Annotated in this window: 12 protein-coding genes; 4 read left to right on the top strand and 8 right to left on the bottom strand. The window is 72.3% G+C overall.

Translation table 11 applies throughout. The annotated features are described in order from the left end of the window. Positions 1-21: 21 nt before the first annotated feature. The gene (locus CCN42_RS04860) at positions 22-1,026 is read right to left on the bottom strand and encodes a sigma-70 family RNA polymerase sigma factor (protein WP_086733226.1); all 1,005 of its coding nucleotides are present in this window, start codon (positions 1,024-1,026) and stop codon (positions 22-24) included. Between the two features lie 167 nt (positions 1,027-1,193). Continuing rightward, positions 1,194-2,459, bottom strand: coding sequence for an MFS transporter (locus CCN42_RS04865; RefSeq protein ID WP_086733227.1), 1,266 nt, complete (start codon positions 2,457-2,459; stop codon positions 1,194-1,196). 63 nt (positions 2,460-2,522) lie between these two features. Here CCN42_RS04865 and CCN42_RS04870 point away from each other — a divergent pair, with 63 nt between their 5' ends. Beyond that, positions 2,523-3,473: a LysR family transcriptional regulator gene (locus tag CCN42_RS04870; RefSeq protein WP_086733228.1), complete on the top strand. Its 951-nt coding sequence runs from the start codon at positions 2,523-2,525 to the stop codon at positions 3,471-3,473. Between the two features lie 107 nt (positions 3,474-3,580). On the opposite strand, the gene CCN42_RS04875 is transcribed toward CCN42_RS04870, so the two are convergent. Next, complete coding sequence (locus CCN42_RS04875) at positions 3,581-4,345, bottom strand: alpha/beta hydrolase (RefSeq protein ID WP_086733229.1); 765 nt, start codon at positions 4,343-4,345, stop codon at positions 3,581-3,583. A 113-nt stretch (positions 4,346-4,458) separates the two neighbouring features. On the opposite strand from CCN42_RS04875, the gene CCN42_RS04880 reads away from it, so the two are divergent. Together CCN42_RS04880 and CCN42_RS04885 are read left to right on the top strand one after the other, a co-directional pair. Beyond that, positions 4,459-5,583: an adenosine deaminase gene (locus tag CCN42_RS04880; RefSeq protein WP_086733230.1), complete on the top strand. Its 1,125-nt coding sequence runs from the start codon at positions 4,459-4,461 to the stop codon at positions 5,581-5,583. 195 nt (positions 5,584-5,778) lie between these two features. Then, positions 5,779-6,198, top strand: a complete 420-nt coding sequence (locus CCN42_RS04885) for an ATP-binding protein (protein ID WP_086733231.1) — start codon at positions 5,779-5,781, stop codon at positions 6,196-6,198. A gap of 74 nt (positions 6,199-6,272) precedes the next feature. Here CCN42_RS04885 and CCN42_RS04890 read toward each other — a convergent pair whose 3' ends face one another. The 5 genes from CCN42_RS04890 to afsQ1 all read right to left on the bottom strand — a co-directional run bounded on the left by CCN42_RS04890 (position 6,273) and on the right by afsQ1 (position 10,098). Then, positions 6,273-6,485, bottom strand: coding sequence for a PspC domain-containing protein (locus tag CCN42_RS04890; protein WP_086733232.1), 213 nt, complete (start codon positions 6,483-6,485; stop codon positions 6,273-6,275). Between the two features lie 71 nt (positions 6,486-6,556). Further along, entirely contained in the window at positions 6,557-7,138 is a 582-nt protein-coding gene (locus CCN42_RS04895; protein WP_086733233.1) for a VanZ family protein, read from the bottom strand. A gap of 88 nt (positions 7,139-7,226) precedes the next feature. Further along, the gene (locus CCN42_RS04900; protein ID WP_086733234.1) at positions 7,227-7,841 is read right to left on the bottom strand and encodes a hypothetical protein; all 615 of its coding nucleotides are present in this window, start codon (positions 7,839-7,841) and stop codon (positions 7,227-7,229) included. After that, positions 7,841-9,373 carry a sensor histidine kinase gene (locus tag CCN42_RS04905; protein WP_086733236.1) on the bottom strand — a complete coding sequence of 511 codons (1,533 nt, stop codon included), beginning with the start codon at positions 9,371-9,373 and terminating at the stop codon, positions 7,841-7,843. The genes CCN42_RS04900 and CCN42_RS04905 overlap by 1 nt, the downstream gene beginning before the upstream one ends. 47 nt (positions 9,374-9,420) lie before the next feature. Beyond that, positions 9,421-10,098, bottom strand: coding sequence for a two-component system response regulator AfsQ1 (gene afsQ1 / locus CCN42_RS04910; RefSeq protein WP_043503601.1), 678 nt, complete (start codon positions 10,096-10,098; stop codon positions 9,421-9,423). A gap of 172 nt (positions 10,099-10,270) precedes the next feature. On the opposite strand from afsQ1, the gene CCN42_RS04915 reads away from it, so the two are divergent. Then, on the top strand, positions 10,271-10,980 hold a 710-nt coding region (locus CCN42_RS04915; RefSeq protein WP_086733235.1), incomplete at its 3' end, for a SigE family RNA polymerase sigma factor.

Below are 10,980 nucleotides of genomic sequence, written 5' to 3' on the forward strand. Positions count from 1 at the left end.
CCGGATCCGGCGCTGCACGCCCTACTCGACCTGGTCGGCCTCCGCTTCGAGGTGGAGGGGCAGCCCGAACAGCGGGAACCAGCGCTTGGTGTCCAGGAAGAAGTGGAACCCGGTGATCCGGCCGTCTGAGATCTCCAGGACCTGCACCGCCCACGGCGTGTAGCCGCCCGTCTCCGGGTCCGGCTTGTAGTGCGCGAAGCCGGGCAGGCCGTTGACCTCGACGGGCCGCAGCCGCGAGTTCGCGCACGCGGAGCCGACCGTGGTCATGAAGCCGGTGATGTCGCCGGGGCCGCGCAGCCAGAGGTCGAACGGCGGCATCGTCATGACGGCGTCCTCGTGCAGCAACGCCGTCAGCGCTGCCATGTCATAGCCCTCGAAGGCCGCGACATAGCGCTCCAGGAGCTTCTGCTGCTTCTCGTCCAGCGGGTCCGACACCGCCGCGTCGGCGCCCGAGTCGCCCCGCTCGGCGAGGGTCGCGCGAGCCCGTTGGAGGGCGCTGTTGACGGAGGCGACCGAGGTGTCGAGCAGCTCGGCGACCTCACTCGCCTTCCAGGCCAGCACCTCGCGCAGGATCAGCACGGCCCGCTGCTTGGCGGGCAGCTGCTGGAGCGCCGCCATGAACGCGAGCCGCACCGACTCCTTGGCGACCGCGGCCTCCGCGGGGTCGGCGGTGGACGGCAGCACGCGCGAGTCCGGCATCGGCTCCAGCCAGGTGTGGTCCGGGCGGGGGGAGAGGGCGGCCTGGGCGAGCGGGGTCGCCTCGGTGAGGTCCATCGGCCGCGCCCGCTTGTTGCCGGCCGTCAGCATGTCCAGGCAGACGTTGGTCGCGATCCGGTAGAGCCAGGAGCGGAGGCTGGAACGGCCTTCGAACTTCTCGTAGCTCCGCCAGGCGCGGACCAGGGTGTCCTGCACCGCGTCCTCGGCCTCGAAGGAGGAGCCGAGCATGCGGTAGCAGTAGCCGGTCAGTTCGACCCGGTGTTTCTCCAGTTCGACGTCGAGATCCGTCGTTGCCGTGCTGTTGCTCATCGTCCACCCACCCCTGTGGCCGTTCCGGTGCCGCGCCAGTGCGCTCCAGCACTTCGGAAGCTACCGCAGCCCACTGACAATGGCCCCCGGAGTGGGGAGACCCGCAGGTGGGGAAGGTGGACGAGATCACACACCGGGCGACCGGGCAGGTGCGGGGGCGGCGACCGTCAGGCGGTCCGGGCGGCCGTCCCGGCCCGCGCCGCCGCCAGCGTCCCGAGCACGGTGATGCCGACGACCCCGGCCACCGCCAGCAGCCCGACCCCGACCGTCCCGGCCCAGCCGCCCGCGTGGAAGGCCACGGCACCGGCCGTACTGCCCACGCTGGAGCCGATGTAGTACGCCGACTGGTACAGCGCCGAGGCCTGCGCCCGTCCGTGCGCCGCCGTCTTGCTGACCGCGGAGGAGGCGACCGCGTGCCCGGCGAAGAAGCCCGCCGTGATGAGCACCAGGCCCAGCAGCACCAGCGGCAGCGAGTCCGCCAGCGACAGCAGCAGCCCCACCGCGGTGGTGCCGCCGCCCAGGTAGAGCGCGCCCCGGCGGCCCAGCCGGCCGACCAGTCGCCCCGCCGCCGAGGCGGACACCGTGCCGACCAGGTACACCAGGAAGATCGAGCCGACGACACCCTGCGGGAGCGAGAACGGCGCCTCCGTCAGCCGGTAGCCGATCACCGTGTAGACCCCGCCGAACACCGTCATGAACAGCGCGCCGATCGCGTACAGCCGGCGCAGCAGCGGGTTGGCGAGGTGGTCGCGGACCGTGCGGACCAGCACCCGCGGGCGCAGCGAGCCGCGCGTGAAGTGCGCGGGAGCCGGCAGCAGCAGCCGGAAGGCCACCGCGCAGCCCACCGCGACCAGGCCCAGGGCGCCGAGCGCGACCCGCCAGCCCCACTCCTGCGCCACCCAGCCGGTGATGACCCGGCCGCTCATCCCGCCGACGCTGTTGCCCGCCACGAACAGCCCGATCGCGGTGATCAGCGCCGTGGGCCGGACCTCCTCCGCCAGATACGCCGTCGCCGACGCGGGCACTCCCGCGAGCGCCGCGCCCTGCACCGCCCGCAGGACGACCAGCGCGGTCAGCGAGGAGGCGAAGGGCACCAGCAGCGCGACGGTCACCGCCACCGCCAGGGACGCCGTCATGACCGTACGGCGTCCGTACCGCTCGGACAGGGCGCTCATCGGGATGACGAACAGGGCCAGCCCGCCGGTGGCGGCCGCCACGGTCCAGCTCGCCTCGCTCGCCGTCACCCCGAAGTCACCGGAGATCAGCGGCAGCAGGGCCTGCGTGGAGTAGAGGAGCGCGAAGGTCGAGACGCCCGCGAGGAAGAGGGCGAGGCTCATCCGGCGGTAGCCAGGGCCGCCCGGGGCCATGCGTGAGTCGGGAACGGTCGGAACGGCGCCCACGACGGTGGACGCCCCGGTACTGGCGGGAGACATGCTTCGAACGTACGGACCCCTCAGCTCATCCGTCCAATGCATGGATTCGCCATAATCGTTCCCATGGTGCATCAGCAGAGGTCACAGGCTCACCTGTCACAGTCCGGTGACACAGAAGACATGGCGATGACGCTCGCTCCCCGCCTGGCGTACTTCGCGGGCGTCGCCCGCACCGAGCACGTCACCCGCGCCGCCCAGGAGATGAACGTCCCCCAGTCGACACTCTCCCGCGCCATGGTCCGCCTCGAACAGGACCTCGGCGTCGAGCTGTTCGCCCGCCGCGGCCGGACCGTCGCCCTCACCCCCGCCGGCCGCGCCTTCCTCACCTCCGTCGAGCGCGCCCTCGCGGAGATCGAGCGCGCCGCCGAGGAGGTCCGCGCCGACGCCGACCCGGCCACCGGCAAGGTCGCCTTCGGGTTCCTGCACACCATGGGCACGGAGACCGTCCCCGGCCTGATCCGCGCCTTCCGCGCCGAGCACCCCCGCGTCCGCTTCAGTCTCGTCCAGAACTACGGCGAGGCCATGCTCGAACGCATGCGCGCCGGCGAACTCGACCTCTGCCTCACCTCGCCCGTCCCCGACGCCCCCGACCTGGTCGCCCGCCGCCTCGACGAGCAGAAACTCCGCCTGGTCGTCCCCGCCGACCACCGCCTGGCCGCCCGCAAGCGCGTCCGCCTCGCGGAGGCCGCCGACGAATCCTTCGTCACCCTGGAACCGGGCTACGGCCTGCGCCGCATCACGGACGCGCTGTGCGCGGAGGCCGGCTTCCGCCCGAAGGTGGCCTTCGAGGGCGAGGAGGCGGAGACCCTGCGCGGCCTGGTCGCCGCGGGTCTGGGCGTCGCCCTGCTGCCACCGCCCGCCGTCCCCCGCCCCGGCGTGGCGGAACTGACCGTCACGGCTCCCAGAGCCGCCCGGGAGATCGGCGTCGCCTGGATGGCGGGCACCGTGGACACACCCCCGGTCGCGGCCTTCAAGAAGTTCCTGCTGTCGAGGAAGGGCACCCTGCTGACCTGAGGGCCGCCGCCCCCCACCCGAAGGGACGCACACGGGACCGTGCCGGCGTGCGGCCGCGTGAGCGCGGTCCCCGCGAACAGCCGGCACGCGGAAGAGGGCAAGCGCCCTCAACGGCGCCGCAGCGACGTCCCGAAGCCGGAGGCGAGCGGCATCCGCAACCCCAGCGGCGGCGGAGCCGCCAGCGCGTCCTCGACCGGCCGTGACAACGGCCGCCCGAACATCACGCCCATCACGAAGTCCTCCACCAGCGCCTGCACTTCGTCCCGGTGCTGCCGCAACCGGTGCCGGTCGGAGTGCACTTCGAACCGGCACACCTCCCGGTTCACCTTCTTCACCCGCGCCGCCAGCCGGAACGACAGCTCCGGATCGGTCCGCTCGTCATTGGTGCCGTGCACGACCAGCACCCGCCGTCCCGCCAGCTGTTTCACCGGTTCGGGTGGCGCCGCGACGTCCTCCTCCGGCAGCCACGGGGCGATCGCCACCACGGAGTTGACGGCCTCGTGCCCGCCCGCGTGAAGGGCCGCCCGCCCGCCCATGTCGAGCCCGGCGAGACACACGGGCACATCCCCGTACCGCCGCACCACCTCGTCCGCGGCCCAGGCCGCGTCGCTCGCGAGCCGTGCCTCGCCGCCGTTCCAGCCGCGGTAGCGGTAGTGCACGACATGGACGGCGAGGCCGTCCGCGCCGCCCGCCCGGGTCAACCGCCGCCCCAACGCCCGTACGGACGCGGCCGCGAGAAGGGGCGAGGGTCTTCGGTCGGAGCGCTCCGCGCCGCCGGGGAGCAGCAGTACCACACCGCTCACCGCCCTCGGCTCCGGACCGAACGCCCGCCCCAGCCGGGCCCTGCGAACCGCCGTCGCTTGCTGTGCCATGACAGAACAGTGTCAGAAGACGCGGGGTACGCCATCCGTCCGTGCGGTCACCGTTCCGTATCGACGCCGATGTCCGAAACGCGATCTACGCGCGTAGGAGTTAGAGTGCGAAAATGACGAGCCAGACTGACCGGACGGGGACCACCCCGAGCGCGGACCAGATCCGCCGAGCGCCCAAAGTTCTGCTCCACGACCACCTCGACGGCGGCCTGCGCCCGGGCACGATCGTCGAACTCGCCCAGGACACGGGCTACGACCGCCTCCCCGAGACCGACCCCGGCAAGCTGGGCCTGTGGTTCCGCGAGGCCGCCGACTCCGGGTCCCTGGAGCGGTACCTGGAGACCTTCTCGCACACCGTCGGCGTGCTGCAGACCCGCGACGCCCTGTTCCGGGTCGCCGCCGAGTGCGTCGAGGACCTGGCCGAGGACGGGGTCGTCTACGCCGAGGTCCGCTACGCCCCCGAACAGCACCTCGACGGCGGACTCACCCTCGAAGAGGTCGTCGAGGCCGTCAACGAGGGCTTCCGCGAGGGCGAGCGCCGGGCCCGGGAGGCGGGGCACCGCATCCGGGTCGGCGCGCTGCTCACCGCCATGCGGCACGCCGCCCGCTCCCTGGAGATCGCCGAACTCGCCAACCGCTACCGCGACCTGGGCGTCGTCGGCTTCGACATCGCGGGCGCCGAGGCCGGGTACCCGCCCACCCGTCACCTGGACGCCTTCGAGTTCCTGAAGCGGGAGAACAACCACTTCACCATCCACGCCGGCGAGGCGTTCGGCCTGCCGTCGATCTGGCAGGCCCTCCAGTGGTGCGGCGCCGACCGGCTCGGCCACGGGGTGCGGATCGTCGACGACATCGAGACCGCCGCCGACGGCACCGTCCGCCTCGGCCGGCTCGCCTCGTACGTCCGCGACAAGCGGATCCCGTTGGAACTGTGCCCCACCTCCAACCTCCAGACCGGCGCCGCCCGCTCCTACGCCGAGCACCCGATCGGCCTGCTCCGCCGCCTGTACTTCCGGGTCACGGTCAACACCGACAACAGGCTGATGTCCGGCACGAGCATGAGCCGGGAATTCGAGCACCTTGTCGAGGCTTTCGGTTATTCACTCGACGACATGCTGTGGCTCTCCGTCAATGCGATGAAGTCGGCGTTCATTCCTTTCGATGAACGACTGGCCATGATCAATGACGTCATCAAGCCCGGATATGCCGAGCTGAAATCCGAATGGCTGTTTCAGTAGACGGCGTCCACCAGCGGCTTCGTCCCTGTAAGGGCTGACCTGGGGCTCACCTGGAGCGTGGGGTCGTGAAGGGGCGTCCACCATCCGTCCGCATTTCGATGTTTGCGGCGGGAGGTCCGGGCGTGTTTTCGTTCTTGAACGCCTATCCCATCCCGTGTCATCCCCATCACGAGTCAGTCAAGGACGCAATTCACTATGAAGCAGTCTGCTGCCCGGACCCTCGGTGTCGCCGCTCTCGGTGCCGCCTTCGCCGCCGCCGGTGCGGGTGCCGCCAACGCCGCCACACCGGTTCTTCCGGACGCCACCGGCCAGGTCTTGGACACCGTGACCCGCACCCTCCCGGCGGAGAGCCTCAGCCAGGCGATGCCGGGCGCCGCCGAGGCGCTGGGCCAGGGGCAGACCGCGCTGGAGGCGGGGCTGACCGCCGCGCGGCCCGCCGCCCAGCAGGCGCTCGCCGAGGGGCGGACGGCGCCGGCCGCGACCCTGCTCGGCGGTCTGCCCGCGCAGGGTCTGCCCACGAACGCCGTGGCGGCGCAGGGTCTGCCCACCAATGGCGTGGCGGCGCAGGGTCTGCCCACCAACGGCGTGGCGGTGAACGGCGTCCCGCTGGGCTGACCGGCATGCGCACGCGCCGATGGGGCGCACCCCGGGCCGGGGTGCGCCCCATCGGCGTCCCCCGGCCCGCCGGATCACCAGGCAGCGCCCGCCGCGCCGCCGGCCTTGTCCTCCGAGGGCAGCAGGAGCCACAGCGCGAGGTAGAGCAGGAACTGGGGCCCCGGCAGCAGGCAGGAGACCAGGAAGATCACCCGCATCGTGGTCGCGGAGGTACCGAAGCGCCGTGCCAGCGCTGCGCACACTCCGCCGATCATCCGTCCGCTGGTGGGGCGGGCAAGGCGGGACATGGCGACTCCTTCTCAGCTCGCGAGAGCGTCGGGCGAGGCGGCCCGGCCGGCTGCCTCATCTGCCCTCCACGTTACGGAGACGAAGGGGGCAAAGCGTCGCTCCACGGGGCGATCCCGACCCTGGGAATCGTCGGGGTACGACCCTGAGACGACTCCTCCTGGCGAGGTACGGCCGGATGCCGCTCCGCCATCCGGCGGCGCAGCCGGGCCCGGCCCGCCGGGACGACCGCGAGATGCGCGAGGGCCACCCCGGCGGTGTTCAGCAGCAGCGAGTCCACATCCAGGACCCGCCCCGGCACGTCGCTCTGCAACAGCTCGATGGCCAGCGAGATGAGCACCCCGGCGGCGGTCGTGCGCACGAACGAGGCCAGCGTCGAGACGGTCAGCCGCCCGTCCGCCATCGGCAGCAGTACCCCGAGCGGCGCCAGCAGCGCCAGCCCCTCCCCGAGTTCCCGGGCCGCCTGAGGCCAGCCCAGCGCCAGATCGGCCCGGATGCCGTCCAGCGGACGCAGATTGGCGGGCATCACCCAGGGAACGTCCAGTGGACGCAGCGTCAGCCAGGCGACGAGCACGAGGTGCGCGACGAGGAGGACACCTCCTGTCACCCGGATGCGGATCGCGGCGCTGCCGCCCATGGAGCCTTGACGCTGCACGCCCCCCTAGACGCCGCCTTCGGCAGGATCGGTTCCGCGTCGGCCCGGCGCGTATGGGTGAGGCGTCCGCCACACCCTCCGGGAGGGGTCAGTTGCCCGACACCCCCGACGACGGCGGCTCCGCCGCGCCCGGGCGGGCGCGGACCTGCTCGGTGCACCCGTAGCGGCGCGGCGCCTCGTCGCCGGGGCCGCCCAGGATCACCGAGCCGTCGCCCTCGGCCGCCGCCGAGTCGGAGAACGTACAGACGATCTGCGCGAGCGCGGGACCGGCCAGACCCGACGGCGGCGTGCTCAGCCGCAGGGTGTCCTCGGGGTCTTTGGGCCGCGGGCCGGAGACCGTCGTACCGCCGGGCACCTCCGTCTCGTACCCGGCCTCCGTCTCGGCCGGCGACGGCGGCTCGGCCAGCACGTCCAGCAGGCCCTGGGCCACCAGCACCCGCCGCTCGGTGTCCGTCGCGCCCTCCGCGACCCGCACCGTCCGGTCGACCGTCACCAGCGACGAGCCGCACAGCAGGAACACCTGCACCGGGATCCCTCGGGAGGTCTGCGTGGTCACGTCCGGCGAGGTGAGCGAGCAGTTCGCGCGGGACGGCGCGGGCCCGAAGTCGGTCGGCACCTCCGTGGCCCGGATCCCGCACCCGGCGGCCAGCGCGCCGAGCACTCCGGCGAGCAGGGGAACCGACAGCAGACGGCGTACGTTCATCAGGCACCCTTCCCCTTCGCGGCGCCGCCCGCCTGCTCCGCGGCCTCCTCGGCGTCCCGCCGTGCCACCTCCGAGGCGTCCTTCGGCAGCCGCAGGGTGAACACCGCGCCGCCCTCGGGCGAGTTGGCGGCCGTGATCTCACCCCCGTGGATGTGCGCGTTCTCCAGGGCGATCGACAGGCCGAGCCCGCTGCCCTCGGAGCGCGGCCGGGAGGCGCTCGCCTTGTAGAACCGGTCGAAGACATGCGGCAGCACGTCCTCCGGGATGCCGGGCCCGTGGTCGCGCACCGCGATCACCACCGCGTCGTCGTCCTCCCGGACCGACACCCGCACCGGCGAACCGCCGTGCTTGAGCGCGTTGCCGATGAGGTTGGCGAGGATCACGTCCAGGCGGCGCGGGTCGAGGCGGGCGTGGATGCCGCGCTCGGCGTCCAGGTCGACCGCGTCCAGCCAGGCGCGGGCGTCGATGCACGCGGTGATCTGGTCGGCGACGTCGACGTCGTCGAGGACCAGGCGGGCGGTGCCCGCGTCGAACCGGGTGACCTCCATCAGGTTCTCGACCAGGTCGTTCAGCCGCCGCGTCTCGCTCACCACCAGCCGTACGGCGGGCTCGATCATGGGGTCGATGCCACCGCCCTCGAACTCCAGCTCCTCCTCCAGCACCTCCGTCACGGCGGTGATCGCGGTCAGCGGCGTCCGCAGCTCATGGCTCATGTCCGCCACGAACCGCCGGGACGCCTCGTCCCGCGCCGCCATGTCGGCGACCCGCTTCTCCAGCGCCGCCGCCGCGTTGTTGAACGTCCGCGACAGATCGGCCAGTTCGTCGGTGCCGGAGACGCGGAGCCGGGTGTCCAGCTTGCCCTCGCCGAGCCGCCGGGCGGCGACCCCCAGCCGGTGCACCGGCTTCAGCACGGTCGTGGCGGCGGCCTGCGCCAGCAGCGCGGAGCCGATCAGCGCCAGACCGGTGGCGATGCCCAGCGACCAAGCCAGCGAGTTGAGGTCCTTCGCCTCCGGCTCCAGCGACTTGAGCATGTAGCCGGTCGGCCCGCCGCCGATCACCCGGGTGCCGGCCACCAGATACGGGGTGCCGTCGTCGACGGTCCGCTGCCAGTAGAGGTGGTACGGCGACCTGTTGCCCGCGGTGAGCGGCTGCTTCTTGTTCACCGCCGCCCGCAGCGAGGCCGGCACGTCCTCGATCGAGAAGCCGTTCAGCCCGCCCGAACTGCCGTACACCGTCCGGCCGTCGCGGTCCTGGGCGACGAGCAGCACGGTGAACTGCTGGCCGCCCGCCGCCATCTGGCCCGCGGTGTGCTGCAACTCGTCCCGGCCCGGATGCTCGGGCAGCGCACCCGCGCGGTTCTGCATCTCCTGCTCGAAGTCGCGCAGCACCGCGTCCTGGGTGCGGGTGAGCACCGCCTCCCGGTTCAGCCAGTAGGCGATCGCGGACGCCGACACCGCGGCCGTCAGCGCGACCAGCCCGAACACCACCACCAGCCGCAGCCGCAGACTGGTCCAGCGCAGCCCCGACAGCATTCCCTTGCGCACCGCGGCCCAGCCGCGGATCCCCCCTTGCTCGTCCGTCACTGAGGCGGATCCAGCCGGTAGCCCACACCGCGGACGGTACGGATCAGCGTCGGGGACGACGGCACGTCCTCGACCTTCGCGCGCAGCCGCTGGACACAGGCGTCCACCAGACGCGAGTCGCCGAGGTAGTCGTGCTCCCACACCAGACGCAGCAGCTGCTGCCGGGACAGTGCCTGACCGGGCCGCCGGCTCAGCTCCAGGAGCAGCCGCAGCTCGGTCGGCGTGAGCTGCAGGTCCTCCCCGTTCTTCGTCACCGTCATCGCCGCCCGGTCGATGACCAGGCTGCCGAAGGACGCCGCGTCGTTCGACTCGCGCTCCCCGCGCCGCAGCACCGCCCGGATCCGGGCGTCGAGCACCCGCCCCTGCACCGGCTTGACCACATAGTCGTCGGCGCCGGACTCCAGGCCCACCACCACGTCGATGTCGTCGCTGCGCGCGGTCAGCAGGATGATCGGCAGCTGGTCCGTGCGCCGGATGCGCCGGCACACCTCGAACCCGTCGATGCCGGGCAGCATCACATCCAGCACGATCAGATCCGGCCGCTGCTCGCGCAGCAGCTTCAGACCGTCCTCACCACTGGCAGCGGTCGCCACGCGGTGTCCCTGGCGCGTCAGTGAGAGCTCCAGGGCCGTACGGATGGCGTCGTCGTCCTCGATCAGCAACAGGGAAGGCACGGGCTCATTCTGGCCCATGGCCGTGCCGGATTCGACACTCGGGCGGCGGCCGTAGCGCTGTGACAGCTCTGTGACAGTCGGCGGACACGGCCATGAAGTCCCCCGGGCAAGCTTTTCGACACCAGCACGGAAGCAAGACCGAACACCGGAAGTCCACGACGGGGGGCGCGAGATGAACACGCTGCACGGCACCAGCACCAGCGCAGTGATCACGCGTCTGCACGACGTGCACACGCACCGGGGTTCCGAGAAGTCCGGTGCCGTGAGCGGGCGGGGGTGCGCTCGCGGCACCGGGCGTCAGCACACCGCCTCTGCGCAGCAAGGGCGCCAGCCCTACATGACGGTGGTTGACGGTTTCACGGGGGAACCGCACGGGGGAGCCGCGTACAGGGAGGAATCGGGGGAGCGCCGCTCGCTGTCGGAGGCCGAGTTCACGGCCTACGTCCAGGAGCGCCGCGCCTCCCTGTACGCCACCGCCTACCACCTCACCGGCGACCGCTTCGAGGCCGAGGACCTGCTGCAGAGCGCGCTGTTCTCGACGTACCGGGCGTGGGACCGGATCAGTGACAAGGCGGCGGTCGGCGGATACCTCCGCCGCACCATGACCAACCTGCACATCAGCGCCTGGCGGCGCCGCAAGCTGAACGAGTACCCGACCGAGGAACTGCCGGAGACGGCCGGTGACACGGACGCGATGCGCGGCACCGAGCTGCGCGCCGTCCTGTGGCAGGCGCTGGCCCGGCTGCCCGAGCTCCAGCGCACCATGCTGGTCCTGCGCTACTACGAGGGCCGCACGGACCCGGAGATCGCGGACATCCTCGACATCAGTGTCGGCACGGTGAAGTCCAGCATCTGGCGCTCGCTGCGCCGGCTGCGCGAGGA

This window comes from Streptomyces glaucescens, from assembly GCF_002154375.1.
In the GTDB taxonomy this organism is placed as follows: domain Bacteria; phylum Actinomycetota; class Actinomycetes; order Streptomycetales; family Streptomycetaceae; genus Streptomyces; species Streptomyces glaucescens.

Bases quoted from the DNA above. Each gene is read 5' to 3' on its own strand.
- CCN42_RS04860 (WP_086733226.1), bottom strand. From the start codon at position 1,026: ATGAGCAACAGCACGGCAACGACGGATCTCGACGTCGAACTGGAGAAA.
- CCN42_RS04865 (WP_086733227.1), bottom strand. From the start codon at position 2,459: ATGTCTCCCGCCAGTACCGGGGCGTCCACCGTCGTGGGCGCCGTTCCG.
- CCN42_RS04870 (WP_086733228.1), top strand. From the start codon at position 2,523: ATGGTGCATCAGCAGAGGTCACAGGCTCACCTGTCACAGTCCGGTGAC.
- CCN42_RS04875 (WP_086733229.1), bottom strand. From the start codon at position 4,345: ATGGCACAGCAAGCGACGGCGGTTCGCAGGGCCCGGCTGGGGCGGGCG.
- CCN42_RS04880 (WP_086733230.1), top strand. From the start codon at position 4,459: ATGACGAGCCAGACTGACCGGACGGGGACCACCCCGAGCGCGGACCAG.
- CCN42_RS04885 (WP_086733231.1), top strand. From the start codon at position 5,779: ATGAAGCAGTCTGCTGCCCGGACCCTCGGTGTCGCCGCTCTCGGTGCC.
- CCN42_RS04890 (WP_086733232.1), bottom strand. From the start codon at position 6,485: ATGTCCCGCCTTGCCCGCCCCACCAGCGGACGGATGATCGGCGGAGTG.
- CCN42_RS04900 (WP_086733234.1), bottom strand. From the start codon at position 7,841: ATGAACGTACGCCGTCTGCTGTCGGTTCCCCTGCTCGCCGGAGTGCTC.
- CCN42_RS04905 (WP_086733236.1), bottom strand. From the start codon at position 9,373: ATGCTGTCGGGGCTGCGCTGGACCAGTCTGCGGCTGCGGCTGGTGGTG.